General features: G+C 54.5%; 14 protein-coding genes. 5 read left to right on the top strand and 9 right to left on the bottom strand.

Annotated elements, in window-relative coordinates; genetic code table 11:
• Nucleotides 1-128 precede the first annotated feature (128 nt).
• From lldD to AC5JPW_RS01080, 6 genes are all read right to left on the bottom strand, one after another.
• Nucleotides 129-1,316 (bottom strand): FMN-dependent L-lactate dehydrogenase LldD, encoded by a 1,188-nt coding sequence (gene lldD, locus AC5JPW_RS01055; RefSeq protein ID WP_494237789.1) that lies wholly within the window; start codon nt 1,314-1,316, stop codon nt 129-131.
• Nucleotides 1,313-2,089, bottom strand: a complete 777-nt coding sequence (gene lldR / locus AC5JPW_RS01060; protein ID WP_494237790.1) for a transcriptional regulator LldR — start codon at nt 2,087-2,089, stop codon at nt 1,313-1,315. Before lldR ends, lldD begins: the two co-directional genes overlap by 4 nt.
• 215 nt (nt 2,090-2,304) lie before the next feature.
• The gene (locus AC5JPW_RS01065; RefSeq protein ID WP_494237791.1) at nt 2,305-2,667 is read right to left on the bottom strand and encodes a YibL family ribosome-associated protein; all 363 of its coding nucleotides are present in this window, start codon (nt 2,665-2,667) and stop codon (nt 2,305-2,307) included.
• 59 nt (nt 2,668-2,726) lie between these two features.
• Entirely contained in the window at nt 2,727-3,314 is a 588-nt protein-coding gene (gene mtlR, locus AC5JPW_RS01070; protein ID WP_485889801.1) for a mannitol operon repressor MtlR, read from the bottom strand.
• Nucleotides 3,314-4,462 carry a mannitol-1-phosphate 5-dehydrogenase gene (mtlD, locus tag AC5JPW_RS01075; protein WP_494237792.1) on the bottom strand — a complete coding sequence of 383 codons (1,149 nt, stop codon included), beginning with the start codon at nt 4,460-4,462 and terminating at the stop codon, nt 3,314-3,316. The genes mtlR and mtlD overlap by 1 nt, the downstream gene beginning before the upstream one ends.
• Nucleotides 4,463-4,690: 228 nt before the next feature.
• Nucleotides 4,691-6,598: a PTS mannitol transporter subunit IICBA gene (locus AC5JPW_RS01080; protein WP_494237793.1), complete on the bottom strand. Its 1,908-nt coding sequence runs from the start codon at nt 6,596-6,598 to the stop codon at nt 4,691-4,693.
• Between the two features lie 537 nt (nt 6,599-7,135).
• Between AC5JPW_RS01080 and AC5JPW_RS01085 the strand changes: the two genes are divergently transcribed.
• The 3 genes from AC5JPW_RS01085 (at nt 7,136) to selB (ending at nt 11,065) form a co-directional block, all read left to right on the top strand.
• Nucleotides 7,136-7,744, top strand: coding sequence for a glutathione S-transferase (locus AC5JPW_RS01085; protein WP_494237794.1), 609 nt, complete (start codon nt 7,136-7,138; stop codon nt 7,742-7,744).
• Nucleotides 7,745-7,838: 94 nt separating this feature from the next.
• On the top strand, nt 7,839-9,227 hold the full coding sequence (selA, locus tag AC5JPW_RS01090; protein WP_494237795.1) for an L-seryl-tRNA(Sec) selenium transferase: 1,389 nt from the start codon (nt 7,839-7,841) through the stop codon (nt 9,225-9,227).
• Nucleotides 9,224-11,065, top strand: a complete 1,842-nt coding sequence (gene selB / locus AC5JPW_RS01095) for a selenocysteine-specific translation elongation factor (RefSeq protein WP_494237796.1) — start codon at nt 9,224-9,226, stop codon at nt 11,063-11,065. Before selA ends, selB begins: the two co-directional genes overlap by 4 nt.
• Nucleotides 11,066-11,345: 280 nt before the next feature.
• On the opposite strand, the gene AC5JPW_RS01100 is transcribed toward selB, so the two are convergent.
• Nucleotides 11,346-12,422 (bottom strand): type I restriction endonuclease, encoded by a 1,077-nt coding sequence (locus AC5JPW_RS01100; RefSeq protein WP_494237797.1) that lies wholly within the window; start codon nt 12,420-12,422, stop codon nt 11,346-11,348.
• A gap of 495 nt (nt 12,423-12,917) precedes the next feature.
• Between AC5JPW_RS01100 and AC5JPW_RS01105 the strand changes: the two genes are divergently transcribed.
• Together AC5JPW_RS01105 and dbpA are read left to right on the top strand one after the other, a co-directional pair.
• Nucleotides 12,918-13,325, top strand: coding sequence for a type II toxin-antitoxin system HicB family antitoxin (locus tag AC5JPW_RS01105; protein ID WP_494237798.1), 408 nt, complete (start codon nt 12,918-12,920; stop codon nt 13,323-13,325).
• 55 nt (nt 13,326-13,380) lie between these two features.
• Nucleotides 13,381-14,754, top strand: a complete 1,374-nt coding sequence (dbpA, locus tag AC5JPW_RS01110; RefSeq protein WP_494237799.1) for an ATP-dependent RNA helicase DbpA — start codon at nt 13,381-13,383, stop codon at nt 14,752-14,754.
• Between the two features lie 40 nt (nt 14,755-14,794).
• Here the strand turns inward: dbpA and AC5JPW_RS01115 are convergent, their stop codons facing one another.
• Together AC5JPW_RS01115 and AC5JPW_RS01120 are read right to left on the bottom strand one after the other, a co-directional pair.
• Nucleotides 14,795-16,768, bottom strand: coding sequence for a glycoside hydrolase family 127 protein (locus AC5JPW_RS01115; protein ID WP_494237800.1), 1,974 nt, complete (start codon nt 16,766-16,768; stop codon nt 14,795-14,797).
• Nucleotides 16,755-18,155, bottom strand: a complete 1,401-nt coding sequence (locus tag AC5JPW_RS01120; RefSeq protein WP_494237801.1) for an MFS transporter — start codon at nt 18,153-18,155, stop codon at nt 16,755-16,757. Before AC5JPW_RS01120 ends, AC5JPW_RS01115 begins: the two co-directional genes overlap by 14 nt.
• Between the last annotated feature and the right edge of the window lie 88 nt (nt 18,156-18,243).

Genomic DNA, 18,243 nt, shown 5'->3' on the forward strand with positions numbered 1-18,243 from the left:
GGATAGCAGAATTTTCCCAGACCCTCACCCCAGCTTTCTCCTGGTGCGTGCCCAGTGTGGGATTGGGCGCTTTTTTCTCCCTCTCCCGGTGGGAGAGGGCCGGGGTGAGGGCATCAGGCCGCTCTGACTTAAGCCGCATCCCCCTGCGCTAACGGTGCCAGTGCCGCCGGAATCTTACCCAGCTCCTGCACCAGCGAATCTTTGCTGATCTCGCTAATCGACTTCGCCCCGGTCAGCGTCATCGCCACGCGCATCTCTTTCTCAATCAGGTTCAGCAGGTTAGCCACTCCGGCACGGCCATGTGTAGCCAGTGCATAAAGATACGCACGACCCAACAGCACCGTGTCTGCACCGAGCGCAATCATGCGCACCACGTCCAGCCCGTTACGAATGCCGCTATCCGCCAGAATGGCGATATCGCCTTTCACTGCATCGGCAATGGCAGGCAGTGCGCGAGCGGAAGAGAGCACACCGTCAAGCTGGCGACCGCCGTGGTTAGAGACGACAATGCCATCGGCACCAAAGCGCACCGCATCCCGCGCATCTTCGGGATCGAGGATCCCCTTGATCACCATCGGGCCATCCCAAAATTCCCGGATCCACTCGAGGTCTTTCCACGAAATCGACGGATCAAAATTGGTGCCCAGCCAGCCGATATAATCCTCAAGTCCGGTGGGTTTACCTAAGTAGGTTGAGATATTGCCTAAATCGTGCGGCCTGCCATTCACACCCACATCCCAGGTCCATTGCGGATGCGTCACGGCCTGCCAGTAGCGTTTGAGTACGGCGTGCTGTCCACTCATGCCGGAGTGCGCATCGCGATAACGCGCCCCTGGTGTCGGCATATCGACGGTGAAAACCAGCGTGGAACAGCCCGCCGCTTTAGCGCGCTCCAGCGCATTACGCATAAATCCGCGATCGCGCAGGACGTAAAGCTGGAACCACATCGGGCGTTTGAGGGTAGGGGCCACTTCTTCAATCGGGCAGACCGAAACGGTTGATAGGGTAAAGGGGATCCCTTTGTCATCTGCTGCTCCAGCCGCCTGCACTTCACCGCGACGCGCATACATGCCGCAAAGCCCCACCGGCGCCAGCGCCACCGGCATAGAGAGCTTCTCGTTAAACAGCGTGGTTTCCGTGCTCAGCGCTGACATGTTCTTCAGCACCCGCTGGCGCAGGGCAACCTGACCCAAATCCTCCACGTTTCGACGCAGCGTGTACTCTGCGTAAGCGCCACCGTCGATGTAATGGAACAGGAAGGGGGGCAGAATGCGTTGGGCGGCAGCGCGGTAGTCGCTGGCGGCAGAAATGATCATGCTGAGTCTCCAAAGGGAAGCGTATGCCGTTCATCGGGCAGGCGAGTAATGCGCGCGCTGCGCGCCTGGTCTTCATCAAACTGACGAATCGTGGTATGGACAAAACCCAGGTGAGCCATCATTGCGTCGCGTGCGTGCTGAGCGTCACCGGCAAAAATGGCATCCATAATTTCCCGGTGCTGCCCGGTTAATTGGGTAAAGACGGGGGGAACCTGGTACATGCGCTGGCGGCTTTGCTTGACCGAGCTTTGCAGCAGATCGAAAAAACCGCGCATGGTCTGTAGCAGGACGATATTGTGCGACGCCTCGGCAATGGAGAGATGAAAACGCACATCAGCCTGGGAGGCTAAGTCCGGGTCAGCGACAAGTGTGGCCTCAAAGCAGAGGCGGATTTTCTCTTTCTCAATGGGTGTGGCCCGTAAGGCCGCATGCCAGGCGGTGCTGCCTTCAATCGCATGGCGGGCTTCCAGAATGTCGAAGCTGTAATCCGGGTCATCTTCCAGCAGCGTCTTAAGCGGCTGCACAATGCTCTGTTCTGACCAGGCTTCATGCTGCCAGCGCACAAAGGTGCCACCGCCGTGGCGGCTCAGCAACACGCCCTCGCTAATGAGTTTGGCTATCGCCTCCCGCAGAGAGTTGCGCGAGATGCCAAGCTGCAATGCCAGTTGTCGCTCCGAGGGCAAACGCATACCCGCCTCGAGGCCTTTTTCACGAATAAGGGTTCTGATACGCCGGGCAACATCCTCAGAAAGCCGTTCAGCCGTCGCGGTCATGGTCTGCTCCGTGTCAGTCAAATCCGGGAGGGAAAGTGGTACTGCCAGTTAGCGACAGTACAACGCCATGAGCACAAGGTTAATTGGCTGCTTTGTAATGGCAATGTTAATTTTGTGTGATTTTGCGGGGTGTGAAGCGACACGCATTAATGTGCGTAATGGTAGTACCACTCGGGAGGGGGAAACCCCCTTCGGTTAAGAAGGGGGAAGCGAGATCAGAAATCGGTCTTCGAAAAACCCGTCATCTCTTTCAGGCCCATTTCGCGGCCCAGGGCGGTCATCGGGTGCACAACCACAATGCCACGCACGCTTTTCTTCAGCTTGCCGAGATCGGCCTGCTCTTTCTTGGTGATGGCGCGTTTGAACGGCATGTTCACCAGCTTTTGTGCCTCTTTGCTGAGCTTCTGGCTGTACTGGCCGCGCAGACGCTCGATTTCCGTTTCGATAGTCTCTTTTTCTTTTTCCAGCTCAGCATATTTCTCAGCGGATTCCACCAGAGAGAGCGCGGCTTGCTGGTGGCGAATGAGGTCCAGGCGGTCGCTCAGGCGTTTAATTTCGTTCTTTTCGACTTCTTTCATGGCTTTTGACTCAGAAAACGGGAGAGATAATGACAAAGGATACACGAATGTGCGCAGGCTTACTTCTGAAACGCCTTTTTCAAGCTGATTTTGGAAATCAGCTCGGTCAGCGAGAGCACCATGGTTGAACGGACAACCTGCTGGTAGCGCTGTTTTTGCATCGCATACAGATCCGGGTCGCTGGTATCAAAAAGCGGTACGGGGGGGAGGGCAGAAACGCAGTTCAGCTCACCAAAAGGGCCGAGGATTTCATCATCGGTAAATCCGTATTCGGTGCCGTCATGGTTGAGTTCTTCGCGCAGTGCCATCAACAGCTCCGCGTCTTCGTATTCCGGTCTGCTGAGCACACCAAGTCCGTAGATCAACTTTAAGCGCACAGAGAGATTGCCCAGCGGTCCGTCTCCGTCAAGCAACGGCTCTACAGCGTATTTCACTGCATAGTCGTCTTTGCGGAAGACCTGAAGCACCAGAATATTCACCGCCTCGGTAAGTAACTCTACGGCGGCAATCAAAAAGCTTCGTACGGTTTTGCCAGCATTCAGACGCTCGAGCACACGGTTTTCGAAAGCCTGTGTTAGTTCCATTATTGCCTGCATATCTGACAATCTTGTTAACAGGCGCGGGATGTCCCGCGCCAAATTCGGCATCATGCCTTTGCGTTGTAAGCGTCGACGGCTTCAGCCACCACTGCGCTGTTGGCATCCAGACCGGAGATCTGTACCAGTGCGCCCTGCGGGCCTTTTTCTGCAATCAGTGCCGCCAGTTCCAGCGCCTGCGGGTCCTGTTCGCTACGGTAATGCATCGCCGCGGCGATACCCTTAACCAGATTGGTGTGGGCAGTGGAATATTCCAGCGTGCCGAGCAGCGGCTTGATCAGACGATCGCCTGCGCTCAGTTTGCGCAGTGGCTGACGGCCAACGCGCTCAACATCATCTTTCAGGTATGGGTTTTCAAAACGACCGAGGATTTTTTCAATATACGCGGCGTGTTTCTCAGCATCGAAGCCATAGCGCTTGATCAGCACCGCGCCACTCTCTTCCATTGCGCCCTTCACTACCGCACGGATGTTCTCGTCCAGGATAGCGTCGCGAATGGTCTGATGACCCGTCTGTTGACCAAGGTACGCGGTTATAGCATGCCCGGTGTTTAACGTGAAGAGCTTACGCTCAACAAACGCCATCAGGTTATCGGTTAATTCCATACCCGGGATGTTCGGCAGTGCGCCTTTGAACTGGGTTTTGTCGACAATCCACTCGCTGAAGGTTTCAACGGTGACTTCCAGTGGGTCGTTAGTCGCGGATTCAGACGGCGGAACAATACGGTCAACGGCAGAGTCGACAAAACCGACATGGGCTTCAACCCAGGCTTTGTCTTCTTCAGCCAGCGCGTTGAAGACGTGGCCTTTCAATTGGGTGGTGCCGCGCACCATGTTTTCACAGGCGATGATGTTCAGCGGGGTGTCGAGTCCCTGCGCTTTACGTTTTGCCAGGCCTTTCGCGATGGCCGGCGCGATGCGCTCAAGCACAACCGGGCCGACGGCAGTGGTAACCAGATCAACGGTCGCAATCAGGTCAACGACCTCATCACCGATGCTGCTAACGGCGCTGACACCGGAGACAGTGTCTACCTGCTCGTTTTCGCCAACCACATGAACCTGATAGCTATGACGGGCATTAAGGGCGTCGAGAACCACCTGATTCACATCGGCGAATGTCAGTTCAATCCCCGCGTCCGCCAGCAGTTTGCCGATGAAACCACGTCCGATATTACCTGCGCCAAAATGCAATGCTTTCATAGTGTTAACCTTCATCAATGTTTTTACCCGAGAGGGCTGGGGTGAGGAACCGCACGAGTTTCTCCTCACCCGAACCCTCTCCCCAGAGGGAGAGGTCGGTCCGCCTGTTGGTTCGGGCGGCAGGTGGGTTGGTTTCTTCATGTATCCCGGTCGCTTTGAACAGTGACCGGGATGAATGTTGTTACCTGCCTTCCCGCCGCCCGAATTTTTCAGCGGACAATTCGAACATTATGCCTTCAACAGCGCCAGTACTTCTTCTACGCTGGTGGTGTTGGCCAGACGCTCAATGACGGTTTCGTCATCCAGCGCGTTGGTCAGGCTGGTGATAACCTGAATGTGCTCGTTGTTACGTGCTGCGATACCGATAACCAGACGGGCAACATCTTCCGGTTCTTCACCGAACAGTACGCCTTGTGGGTACTGGCAGAACACGACGCCCGTTTTCAGCACGCGGTCTTTTGCTTCAACGGTACCGTGTGGGACAGCGATAGACTCACCCAGGTAGGTCGGGGTCAGTTTTTCGCGTTCCAGCATCGCTTCAACGTACTCAGGTTGAACGTAGCCACCTTTCACCAGTTGCTCACCGGCGAAGCGAATTGCTTCTTCTTTGTTGCTGGCGGTACGGCCCAGGAACACGTTTTCTGCGCCCAGCTTGAACAGGTTGCTATCGCCAGCATCAAAGCTATCCTGCAAGCTGGTCTGAACCTTTACGCTGTTGTCCGCGTGGCGCTGTGCCGCGACCAGGCGTTCAGTCAGGTTGGTGTACAGACCACTGTCCAGGAAGTTGGTCAGCGAAATGTGCTGTGCCTGTGGTACCTGGCGCATCGCACGTTCGGTCAGGTCACGGTGAGTAATCACCAGGTCAACATCAGATGGCAGGCTGTTGATCGCGCTGTTGGTCACGGAGATGTTGGTCAGACCCGCATCCTGGACTTTCTTACGCAGTACACCTGCCCCCATTGCGCTGGAGCCCATACCGGCGTCACAGGCAACGATGATTTTACGTACGTGGCTCAGGTCGTTGGTCACATCACCCGCGGTCAGTGCAGTGGCACCTTTAGACTGGGCTTTCATTTCCTGCATACGAAGGTTTGCCGCTTCCAGGTCATCTTCTTCTTTGACTTTGCTGGTTTTCAGCAGAATCGCGGAGATAACGAAGGAGACTGCCATTGCCGCGAAGATAGCCACGATATTAGCAAAGTAAGCACCCTTCGGCGTCATCGCCAGCACGGCCAGGATAGAACCCGGGGAAGCAGGAGAAACCAGACCGCCATTCAGCACGCTCAGGGTGAACACGCCAGTCATACCGCCGAGGATTACCGCGATCAGCAGACGTGGGTTCATCAGCACGTACGGGAAATAAATTTCGTGGATACCGCCCAGGAAGTGGATGATTGCCGCGCCGCCAGCAGACTGACGTGCACTACCACGACCGAAGAACATGTACGCCATCAGGACGCCCATACCCGGACCGGGGTTGGCTTCAATCAGGAAGAAGATAGACTTGCCAAGATCGTGAGACTGCTGAATACCCAGCGGCGAGAAGATACCGTGGTTAATGGCGTTGTTGAGGAACAGGATTTTCGCCGGTTCAACAAAGATGGACGCCAGCGGCAGCATGTCGTGCACAACCATGAAGTTAACGCCAGCGGCGAGGCCTTTGGACAGCACTTCAACAGCAGGGCCGATACCTTTAAACGCCAGCAGCGCCAGGATCATACCGATGATGCCAGCGGAGAAGTTATTCACCAGCATTTCGAAACCGGATTTGATCTTACCGTCTACCGCGGCGTCAAATTTCTTGATGCACAGACCGCCCAGAGGACCGGCAATCATCGCGCCGAGGAACATCGGCATATCTGCACCGACGATCACACCCATTGTTGTGATAGCACCGACCACACCACCACGATCGCCACCCACCAGACGACCACCGGTGAAACCGATGAGCAGTGGCAGTAAGAAGGTAATCATTGGGCCGACGAGTTTCGCCAGTGTTTCGTTCGGTAACCACCCTGTTGGAATAAATAATGCGGTAATGATACCCCACGCGATAAACGCGCCGATATTTGGCATTACCATGTTGCTGAGGAAGCGACCAAAGCTTTGCACCTTGATCTTGATATCGGATGACATAAAACACCCCTTCTTATGTTTGCTATCGCACAGGCCGGAAGCCCGAGGTTTTGTTGTTAACGTGGCGGCAGAGGTAGCCGGACCCGTGTTCTGTGATGCGAAATCTCGCACCGAATCAGCCAACTGTCCAGATGACGCCCATTAATGTGACTTTGATCACGTTAAAGCGGGGGGTGTACCGTGCTTTAACGTGATATTCGTCACAAAATTATTGTGTAGAAAAAGAACAAAGTGCAAAAAAACAGCGCTTACCCCTTGTTAATGTGACTTTAATCACAAATTTTGGTGGCGTATTTGTTATTCATTTGTGATCTGTATCACAAGATATTTTCGCCAGGAGTTTTCTGAGTGTGATCGGTCGCAAAGTCTGGTTTTTGTTAACATCGCGACCTGTAATTCTCTTTCACTTCATGCGTAACACACGACGCGTGGCTCAACATAGCCAGCTAAGTTTTCACATTTATGAAACGGCTGACGTCAGATTTTCTCGCCTTAGTACATACTTAAGGCTTTGTGGTCGGCGACAAGGAGAAGGCAATGAAACTGATTGGTAGCTATACCAGCCCGTTTGTACGCAAAATTTCTATCATCCTGTTGGAAAAAGGCATCACCTTTGAGTTTGTGAATGAGCAGCCGTACAACGCCATTAACAATGTGATGCAGTACAACCCGTTGGGTAAAGTCCCGGCGTTGGTCACGGATGACGGTGACGTCTGGTACGACTCACCGATTATTGCGGAATACATTGATTTGCTGGATATCGCCCCGACCATGTTGCCCAAAGAGCCGAAAGCGGCGCTGAAGATGCGTCAGATTGAAGCCCTGGCCGACGGCATCATGGATGCCGCCCTGGTCTCAGTGCGGGAAATTGCGCGCCCGACAGCGCAACAGTCGGAAACCGAGCTCACGCGTCAACGTGAGAAGATAAGCCATGGTCTCGACACGCTCGAAAACTACCTCAAAGACGGCACGTTAAGTGTGGATGCGCTGGATCTGGCGACCATCTCCATTGCCTGCGCCATTGGCTATCTTAACTTCCGCCACGTCTCCCCGGGCTGGTGTGTCGACAGGCCGCTGCTGGTCAAACTGGTCGAAAACCTGTTCCAGCGTGAGAGCTTCGCCCGCACCGAACCGCCGAAGGCTTGATGCCCGTTATGTCAGCCTGACTCAACTCGCGCTACAATTCCCTCACGTCGATTCCCCTCCAGGCGGGAGGGGCAAACCTCAGCCAGGCCAATTCATGACAACGGAAATCCAGTCGCTTTACAGCCAGATACCTTCTACCGATCGCCTGTTACGTGATGCGGCGTTCTCCCCTTTAATGACCGCCTTTGGCCACACTCAGGTCGCTGACGTGCTGCGTCAAATGCAGGAAGAGGCGCGTGAGTCGGTTCGCCAGACGCTGCAACTGCCTGGCTGGTGCGAGAGCTGGGCGCAGACGGCGCACCAGCGTCTGGTTGGCGAAAGTGCCAGTGCATTACGTCCGGTTTTCAACCTGACGGGTACGGTGTTGCACACCAACCTCGGACGTGCGCTTCAGGCGCAGTCTGCCATTGATGCCGTCACCCAGGCGATGCGCTCCCCGGTGACCCTGGAATATTCGCTGGATGATGCCGGACGTGGTCATCGCGACCGTGCCGTTGCGGAGCTGCTTTGCCGTCTGACGGGGGCCGAAGATGCCTGCATCGTGAATAACAACGCCGCGGCGGTCTTGTTGATGCTTGCTGCGACGGCGAGCGGCAAAGAGGTGGTGGTGTCCCGCGGCGAACTGGTGGAAATTGGCGGCGCTTTCCGCATCCCCGATGTGATGCGTCAGGCAGGCTGCGTATTACAGGAAGTGGGAACCACCAACCGCACCCATGCCAAAGATTACCGTCAGGCGGTGAATGACAATACCGCGCTGCTGATGAAGGTTCATACCAGCAACTATCACATTGAAGGCTTTACCAAAACCGTAGAAGAAGCCGACCTGGTTTCCCTTGGCGAAGAGTTGAATGTACCGGTGATTGCCGATTTAGGCAGCGGCTCGCTGGTTGACTTGAGCCAGTACGGACTGCCGAAAGAGCCGCTGGTGCAGGAGCTGATTGTCGCAGGCGTGAGCCTGGTGAGTTTCTCCGGTGATAAACTGCTTGGTGGCCCGCAGGCGGGGATTATTGTCGGCAAGAAAGCGCTGATTGAGAAACTGCAATCTCACCCACTTAAACGTGCGCTGCGGGCTGACAAAATGACCCTCGCCGCGCTGGATGCCACGCTGCGCCTCTATCTGCACCCGGAAAAGCTGCGCGAAAGCCTGCCGACGCTACGTGTACTCACCCGCTCGCAGGAAGAGATAAGCCAGCAGGCGCAGCGATTGCTGGCGGCGCTTACAGGACGTTATGAAGATTTTATTCTGCGCGTAGAAAGCTGCCTCTCGCAGATTGGCAGTGGTTCATTGCCCGTCGATCGCCTGCCGAGTGCGGCGCTCACCTTCACGCCTGTTGATGGCAGTGGGCGTCGACTGGAGGCGCTTGCCACTGCCTGGCGGGGCGTGGAACAGCCTGTAATTGGCCGCATTTATGATGGACGCCTATGGCTGGATTTACGCTGCCTTGAGGATGAACCCCGTTTTCTGGAGATGCTGCTGAAATGATTATTGCCACCGCCGGACACGTTGACCACGGCAAAACCACCTTATTGCAGGCCATCACGGGCGTGAATGCCGACCGGCTGCCGGAAGAAAAAGCGCGCGGGATGACCATCGACCTGGGCTATGCCTACTGGCCACAGCCGGACGGCAGCGTGCCGGGTTTTATCGACGTGCCTGGCCATGAGAAATTTCTTTCCAATATGCTGGCAGGTGTTGGCGGCATCGATCATGCGCTGCTGGTGGTGGCCTGCGATGACGGCGTTATGGCACAAACGCGCGAGCATCTTGCCATTCTGCAATTGACCGGCAACCCTGCGCTGACGGTGGCTCTGACCAAAGCCGACCGCGTGGATGACGCCCGTGTCGATGCGGTGCGTGATGAAGTCCATCACACGCTGCGTGAATTTGGCTGGCAGGAGGCCGCCCTCTTTGTGACGGCAGCCACCGAGTCACGCGGTATCGACGAACTACGCGCACATCTTCTGCAACTGCCCACCCGCGCCCATCCTCAGCATCAACGTTTTCGTCTCGCGCTGGATCGTGCCTTTACCGTGAAAGGGGCGGGTCTGGTGGTGACGGGGACAGCGCTCTCGGGCGAGGTACGTGTCGGGGATACCCTCTGGCTGACCGGGGCGAGTAAACCGATGCGCGTGCGCGGCCTGCATGCCCAGAATCAACCGGTTGATCATGCACACGCCGGGCAGCGTATTGCCCTGAACATTGCCGGGGACGCGCAGAAAGAGGATCTGACCCGTGGCGACTGGCTGCTTTCGTCGCAACCGCCAGAGCCTTCTGAACGCGTTATTGTCGCGCTGCAAACCCACTCGCCGCTGACGCAATGGCAGCCGCTGCATATTCACCATGCGGCCAGCCATATTACCGGGCGCGTTTCGCTTCTCGATAACCATCTGGCGGAGCTGGTGTTCGATACGCCGCTGTGGCTGGCAGACAACGACCGTCTGGTGCTGCGTGACATTTCGGCCCGTGAAACCCTGGCAGGTGCCCGCGTAGTGACGCTACACCCGCCACGTCGTGGCAAGCGTAAACCGGAGTACCAGCAATGGATTGGCGCGCTGTCGGCAACCCAGAGTGATGCCGACGCGCTGGCGGTGCATTTGCAACGCGGGGCGGTCAACCTTCCGGCTTTTGCCTGGGCGCGGCAGTTGAATGAAACCGGGCTTGAGGCGTTACTGAATGAACCGGGCTTTATTCGCGCAGGGGATAATCTGCTCAATGCGCCAGTGGCGGCAAGCTGGCAGCGTAAACTGCTGACGACGCTCACCACCTACCACGCGCAGCATGCGGACGAACCTGGCCCCGGTCGTGAACGTCTGCGGCGCATGGCGCTGCCGATGGAAGATGAAGCGCTGGTGCTTACCCTCATTGAGCATATGCGGGAGAGTGGCGACATTCAGAGCCATCACGGCTGGCTGCACTTGCCGGATCACAAAGCCGGATTTACGCCTGAGCAAGCCGCCATCTGGCAGCGTGTCAATGCGCTCTTTGGCGATGAACCCTGGTGGGTGCGTGACCTGGCGCGGGAAACGGGTGCGGATGAGCAGGTGATGCGCGGGGTATTACGCCAGGCCGCACAGCAGGGGATGATTACGGCGATCGTCAAAGATCGTTATTACCGTAACGATCGGATTGTCGCTTTCGCCAGCATGATCCGCGATCGGGATCCGATTCACGGCTCCACCAGTGCGGCGGATTTTCGCGACACCCTCAACGTCGGGCGCAAGCTGGCTATCCAGATTCTGGAATATTTTGACCGCATCGGCTTTACCCGCCGTCGCGGCAACGACCATATCCTGCGAGATAAGGCGTTGTTCACGAAGTAAACTAAACTCCCTCACCACGACCCTCTCCCACAGGGAGAGGGAGAGAACACGGGCACAATTAGTTCCCTCGCCCCTTTGGGGAGAGGGCTAGGGTGAGGGGGAAAATGCGGCTCTGATGGCCATTCCGTTCACCTTATGTGCCTTGCTTTTCTAAAGCGCCGGTTCCTGTCATCGCTGAAAAATGTGAGGGAGAAAAGCACTGAAAAACTGCACTAAACGATCCCCTCTCCCTTAGGGAGAGGGTTAGGGTGAGGGTAATTATCAGGAAGCCATATTTCGGTCAGTTATACAGCGCTGCAGTTGCTTTTAATATGTCGGCGTAAGAATAGATATCATCAACATTTTCAATAGGATGTCGTGTTTCATTCTTATCTATATCGAAGATGCCTATGTATTTTTGAGAGCGATTGAAATGCAATCGGCAAATAGGTTTTCGATTGTTATCGTCAACTAAAATCCCAAAATAACTTTTTGTATCCCTATGATTAATCCGATGAGAATCAACGACAGTACGCGTGATTGCTTTTACAATATGGAAGCCTTCAAGCTCTTCTAATGTCGTTGTAATCTCATTTTCATCTTTTAAAATGAGCTCGATTTTTTCGGTATTCTCGCTGGATGGTTCAGTCCTTACGGGGCTAACTCCAGTGATTGCAGATTTAAGTCTTTCATTTACTTGATCATTCAGAAATTGGCTAAAAGATTTCTTCGTTAAGATTAAGAAAGACTCTCTAACCTTTTGCGTTAAAATGCCATCATAAACGCGGGATGCGAAGAATTTCACAAAATCATCTTCTGGTTCGTTTAACTGTGTGTGGAGAATTCTCTTTATTTGACTAACGTATTTTAACTCACCTGCGGCATTGATGATTGACTCCAGGTCAAATGAAGACTTTGTGATTTTTTTTAGCTCAGGTACTAAGTTCTCATCAATATCCAGAAGGTTTATTTCCAGGAATGGTTTCTCATCCATTTTATTGGGTGCATCAAGATCTGTATAGAATTGATAAATTTGCCCATTTGTTAGAATGGAGATTCTTGCATTAGTAACGTGGAAATATCTGAACAACTGCGATGCATGATTGATGTTGAGCGATTCACCAATTTTTTTACATTCGATAAGAATTTGTATTTCTCCATCTCGCAAGATGGCGTAATCAATCTTTTCACCTTTTTTAGTACCCACATCACACACAAATTCAGGGATGACTTCTAATGGGTCAAAAACATCGTAGCCTAAAATATTATGTATGAATGGCATAACAAAAGCATTCTTAGTTGCTTCTTCAGTTTCTATTGCACTGATTTGTTGCTTAATCTTTGCTGATAAAGCGTTAAGCTTTTCAATGAATTCCATAATAGAGACCTTTTTGAGTTTTCCAGAGATAGCTATTTTTGGATATCACTACCCATTGTAAATCTCAATATCTGTAATGCCTTTAAAAAATTAAAATACTGATTCGCGATCAATATCACATACGGATAAGCTTTAGTAAAAGATATGTTAAAAAATCATGATGAGTTGGTGTATCTGAAATTATTATCAGAAATGCTTCTTTTATTCATAAATGTTAAGGTCTTCATTAGCAACTGATGTTAATCAGTTCTCATCCAACAGATTGTATAACCTGATATTTAAACTTTTGCGCGCCTCTTCCCAGGATCTGCTTCCTCTCAATGAAACCCACGCGGCACTGCGCTAATGTGATCGCCATGGACAAAATAGTGTGTATGGTGTGTATGCTTCAAAGTGGGAGCAAGAATCGTGACCAGCGCAAATCTGGCGTCAGGCAGGCATAAAACCTTAATTCGCAATTCGCAATTCGCAATTCGCAATTCGCAGGAGCCAGAAATGTTCTATTCGGCCTATATTCATTCTGATGCTGATGGCAGCGCCAGCGGTTTTTTCCCCGACGTACCTGGCTGTTTTTTTGCGGGTGATACCCTGAACGAAGCGTTTAAGGATGCGCAAGGTGCACTGACCGCGCATTTCGAAACCCTCTGTGAGTTGGGGGAGGTTTTGCCACCAGCCACTGCGGTTGAGCAGCATTTACAGCAGCGGGCAGAGGAATTTATTGAAGGCCAATGGTTGCTGGTGGATATCAATATGAACCAGTTCGATGGCCGGGCGGAGCGTATCAACATTACCTTGCCCCGACGTTTACTCAGCAAAATAGATGTTTTTGTGCACAACCATCCTGAGTTCAACAATCGCAGCGCTTTCCTGGCTGAAGCTGCCCGGCGTGTACTGCCTGGCTGACCCGACTCGCAGAGTCTGCTAGCATAGCGGCCTGCCTTTAATCAGAGATAACACCGTGACTGCCTTTTCAACCTTAAATGCTTTGCCTCCTGAACTCCTCGCCAACCTGAATGAGCTGGGTTATCACTCCATGACCCCGATCCAGGCGGCGGCGCTGCCGGCAATCCTTGAGGGGAAAGACGTGCGCGCGCAGGCCAAAACCGGCAGCGGCAAAACGGCCGCCTTTGGCCTGGGCCTGTTGCAACACATCGAAGCTGGTCGGTTTGTCACGCAGTCTCTGGTGTTATGTCCGACCCGCGAGCTGGCGGATCAGGTGGCGAATGAATTGCGTCGTCTGGCGCGCTACCTGCCAAACATCAAAATTCTGACCCTGTTCGGCGGTGTGCCTTTTGGTGCGCAGCGCGATTCGCTCCAGCATGCGCCGCACATTATCGTCGCCACGCCGGGCCGTCTGCTCGACCACCTGCAAAAAGGCACGGTTTCGCTTGAAGCACTCAAAACCCTGGTGCTGGACGAAGCGGATCGTATGCTGGATATGGGCTTCAGCGATGCCATCGTTGAAATCCTCGGTCATGCTCCGGCAAATCGCCAGACGCTGCTGTTCTCCGCGACCTGGCCGGAAGGCATTGCCGCCATCAGCACCCGTTTCCAGCGTGAGCCACTGAACATTGAAATCGATTCTGTCGATGCGCTTCCTGCGGTCGAACAGCAGTTCTTCGAAGCCTCACGCCGTCAAAAAATCCCGCTGCTGATGAGCCTGTTGAGCCAGCATCAGCCCGCTTCCTGCGTGGTGTTCTGCAACACCAAAAAAGATTGCCAGGAAGTTTGCGATGCGCTGAATGAACAGCGTCAGAGCGCGCTGGCCCTGCACGGTGACATGGAACAGCGTGACCGCGACCAGACGCTGGTGCGTTTTGCCAATGGCAGCAGCCGCGTGCTGGTGGCGACCGATGTTGCCGCCCGTGGTCTGGACATCAAATCGCTGGAAATGGTGATTAACTTCGAGCTCTCCTGGGACCCGGAAGTGCATGTCCACCGTATTGGTCGTACCGCCCGCGCGGGTGAAAGCGGTCTGGCGATCAGCCTGTGTGCGCCGGAAGAAGCCCAGCGTGCGGCTATTCTCAGCGAAATGCTCGCGCTCTCTCTTGAGTGGCAAGAACCGGTTATCAGCAACAGCGTCAAACCACTGCAGGCTGAAATGGCAACCCTGTGTATTGATGGTGGCAAGAAAGCCAAGATGCGTCCGGGCGACATTCTCGGCGCGTTGACCGGGGATATGGGGCTGGATGGCGCAGACATCGGCAAGATTGTGATGCACCCGATGCACGCCTACGTAGCGGTTCGCCAGTCCGTGGCAAACAAAGCGTTTAAACAGCTTCAGCAGGGTAAAATCAAAGGCAAAGCCTGCCGCGTCCGCCTGTTCAAGTAATCATTAAAATGGCCCGTGTTCACGGGCCATCAACGTCTTCTTATCGTTCCTCATTTACCCAGATACGCATTTCCCCCTCTCCACGGTTGGCCCAGCTAAACCAGGGAATGAAGGTCAGCGTCTGCGGCGTACTGCTGGCAGGCGTCTGGTCATAGCGCCACAGCGGCTGCTGCGTCGCATTGGGCGTGGTGTGTTTTACCCCCTGCACCTGAATCAGCATCTTATGGGCGAAAATCCCTTTGCCTTCAAAGACGTTAAACTGCGCATCCGGCGACAGCCACAGGTTATGCAACTCTTCCCCGTTATCCGCCTGCTCCAGGCAGTACACCAGCGGACCGCGCTGAACCGCCACCTTACCTGCCACATGACGCAGCAGCGGGTTACCGTAGACCCGACGCACCGGCATGGGCAGCGTGAGGGTTAAGGTATCGCCCTCCTGCCAGCGACGCTGAATGTGCAGATAGCCTTTGCGGATATCCTGCGCAACGTCCGCACCGTTAAGCTGTACCTGCGGACAGGCGCACCAGTCGGGCAGACGCAGCGCCAGAGTGTGGTCGACCGGATGAGGGGAATCGATGGTCACGGTGACCTGCTCCTGCCACGGATAGTTACCGCTGATGCGCAGGCGTAGTATCTGATCGTTGACCGGGATCTCGACGCTGTTGCCGATGTAGAGGTTGATATAGAGCGCATCCTCGCGCGGCGTGTAGAGGTAATGACCGAGTGAGGTCAGCACGCGGGCGATATTTGGCGGGCAGCAGGCGCAACCAAACCAGCGCTGACGAACCGGCTTCACATGGTCGTAAATGTGGTTGAACTTCAGCGATTTAGGGTGCACTTCCAGTGGATTCACGTAGAAGAAGTGTTTGCCATCCAGCGCCATCCCACCGAGCACCGTGTTGTACAGCGCACGCTCCATTACGTCGGCGTACTGACTGTCAGCTTCCATCTCCAGCATGCGGCGGGCAAACATCATCAGGCCAATGGAGGCACAGCTTTCGGCGTAAACGGTGTCATTCGGCAAGTCATAATCGCTGCTGAACGCCTCGCCGCTGCTTTGTGAGCCAATGCCGCCTGTGATGTACAATTGGCGCTGGGCCATGTTGTTCCACAAGCGCAGGCAGTCCTGGCGCTTGCCTTCGTCCTGACTTAAGCGCGCCAGGTGAGCCACGCCGGTCATCAGGTAGACAAAACGCACCGCATGACCGATCGCTGTCTGCTGCTCAGAAAGCGGCTGATGCGCCTGGCTGTAGGCTTTGTCTTTAACCATCCACGCCGGGCCGTAGTTGTGCCAGTAAGAGGTGCGCCCGCGTTTTTCATATTCGACGTCATAGAAGTGCGGTTGCGTGCCGCGCTGCTCCACAAAATAGTTCACCAGCGCCATATAGCGCGGCTCTTGTGTGACTTCGTACAGTCGCATTAACGCCAGTTCGATTTCCGGGTGACCGGGGTAGCCGTGAAGCTGATTAACGCCCGGACCAAACACCGTATCGATATGGTCAGCAAGGCGGCAGACAACGTCCAGCAGGCGGCGTTTGCCGGTGCCCTGGAAGTATGCCACGCCCGCTTCAATCATATGCCCGGCGCAGTAAAGCTCATGGCACTCGGCCAGATTGGTCCAGCGATCTTCCGGGGCTTTCACCGTGAAATAGGTGTTGAGGTAGCCGTCGTCACACTGGGCGGCGGCTACCAGTTCAATCACCTCATCGGCGGTCTTTTCCAGCTCTGCGTCAGGTTTCTGACAGAGCGACCAGGCGACAGCTTCCAGCCATTTCGCCACGTCGCTGTCCTGGAAGACCATGCCGTAGAATTCCCCCTCCTGCAGCCCGGCGGCAATGCGAAAGTTTTCAATCGCATGGCTGGGGTCGGCCTCGGCAATCCTGTCGTTCAGCGCGTCCCACTGATAGGGGATAACGACATCACGCACCAGTCGTTGATACTGGCCGAGAAAGGCATCGTTAATTTTCAATTTATGCAGACTGACTTCCATTACAGACTCCTTAAGACTGAACATGACGCTGACGCAAATCGCCAGAAATACGCGCCATCAACGGATTATTGAGCTTGCAGGCGCGGATAGAAAACGCCAGCAGCAGGTGGAACAGAGCGGGCAGCAGGGTTTCCATCAGGGTGATGCCCTGCAACGAGGCGGGAGTCTGATTCCCCGCGCCTGGCTGGTAGGCGACAAAGATAAACACCAGGCTGATGATGCCAGCACTGGAGGCCCAGGCGAGCTTGATAAAGAACAGGTTGAAGGCGAAGTTCATGCCTGAAGAACGGACACCGGTTTTCCACTCGCCATAGTCGTCCGAAAACGCCATCAGAGAGAAATGCAGCGGCAGGGTGAAACCTAAAATCACGCCGTTGCCGAGGATCACCGCCAGCCACATTGTCTGGTACGCCGGCCCAACGGGCAGGAACCACATCACCACCGACAGCGCCGCCAGCACCAGGTTGGTGTAGTAGTAGAGTTTCACGGTATCGATGCGTTTCGACAGCGGGTTGACTATCACCGAACCGAGAATGGAGGCGAAGGTCACCATGGTGAAGAACAGCGAGGTATAACCGGTACTGCCTTCAAGCACATAGGTGATGAAGTACATGTAGCCGCCGCCACGAATGTTGAACACGTTGATGAGCAGGAAGGACATCAACAGCATCAGCAGCAACTGATCGTTTTTGCGCAGCCCTGCCATGTGCTCGCGCAGGGTGAATTTGCCCATCATCGCCAGCGGCACGCGCTCGCGTACCCAGAAGAAGCAGCAGAGGAACATCACCACCGCCACGGCGCAAAGCACACCAACGCCCAGTTGATAACCCTGGGCGGAATTCCCCTGACCCAGCGCGGAGACCAGCCACGGCAGGCCCACCGAAACCAGGAATCCGGCGACACCGCAGAGAACAAAGCGCCAGGACTGGCAGGAGATCACTTCACTATGACGCGTGGTCATGGTGTTAATGAGCGCACAGTAGGGCACGTTAATGGCGGTGTAACCCACTGACAGTAAAAGGTAAGTACCGAAAGCCCAGGCAATTTTTACGTTCATGCTGGCGTCCGGCACGGTGAACGTCAGCACGCCGATAATACCGATGGGTAGAGCAATCCATAGCTGCCACGGGCGAAAACGGCCCCAGCGGCTTTGGGTACGGTCGGCAATGATCCCCATGACCGGGTCAGAAATCGCATCAAAAATACGCAGTGCCATGAACAACGTGCCGACCAGCGCCGGAGTTAAGCCAAAAATATCGGTATAGAAAAAGGTCAGGAAATTCATAATCAGGCAGGTAATGACCGTTCCGCCTGCATCCCCTAACCCATAGCCTATTTTTTCACGAACGGATAATTTATCGTCCAGCGTGTTTTGCGCCGAATCGGTATTGGAAATTAATGTTGAAGTCATGGAAAACGCCTCACGGATATTCCAGAAATAACCCGCTTATTTGCGGATTTTGTTTTGTAATTTGCAAAGTACCTTATTTATTTTGCAT

The sequence above is a fragment of the Phytobacter sp. genome (genome assembly GCF_059074235.1).

Bases quoted from the DNA above. Each gene is read 5' to 3' on its own strand.
- lldD (WP_494237789.1), bottom strand. From the start codon at position 1,316: ATGATCATTTCTGCCGCCAGCGACTACCGCGCTGCCGCCCAACGCATT.
- lldR (WP_494237790.1), bottom strand. From the start codon at position 2,089: ATGACCGCGACGGCTGAACGGCTTTCTGAGGATGTTGCCCGGCGTATC.
- AC5JPW_RS01065 (WP_494237791.1), bottom strand. From the start codon at position 2,667: ATGAAAGAAGTCGAAAAGAACGAAATTAAACGCCTGAGCGACCGCCTG.
- mtlR (WP_485889801.1), bottom strand. From the start codon at position 3,314: ATGCCGAATTTGGCGCGGGACATCCCGCGCCTGTTAACAAGATTGTCA.
- mtlD (WP_494237792.1), bottom strand. From the start codon at position 4,462: ATGAAAGCATTGCATTTTGGCGCAGGTAATATCGGACGTGGTTTCATC.
- AC5JPW_RS01080 (WP_494237793.1), bottom strand. From the start codon at position 6,598: ATGTCATCCGATATCAAGATCAAGGTGCAAAGCTTTGGTCGCTTCCTC.
- AC5JPW_RS01085 (WP_494237794.1), top strand. From the start codon at position 7,136: ATGAAACTGATTGGTAGCTATACCAGCCCGTTTGTACGCAAAATTTCT.
- selA (WP_494237795.1), top strand. From the start codon at position 7,839: ATGACAACGGAAATCCAGTCGCTTTACAGCCAGATACCTTCTACCGAT.
- selB (WP_494237796.1), top strand. From the start codon at position 9,224: ATGATTATTGCCACCGCCGGACACGTTGACCACGGCAAAACCACCTTA.
- AC5JPW_RS01100 (WP_494237797.1), bottom strand. From the start codon at position 12,422: ATGGAATTCATTGAAAAGCTTAACGCTTTATCAGCAAAGATTAAGCAA.
- AC5JPW_RS01105 (WP_494237798.1), top strand. From the start codon at position 12,918: ATGTTCTATTCGGCCTATATTCATTCTGATGCTGATGGCAGCGCCAGC.
- AC5JPW_RS01115 (WP_494237800.1), bottom strand. From the start codon at position 16,768: ATGTTCAGTCTTAAGGAGTCTGTAATGGAAGTCAGTCTGCATAAATTG.
- AC5JPW_RS01120 (WP_494237801.1), bottom strand. From the start codon at position 18,155: ATGACTTCAACATTAATTTCCAATACCGATTCGGCGCAAAACACGCTG.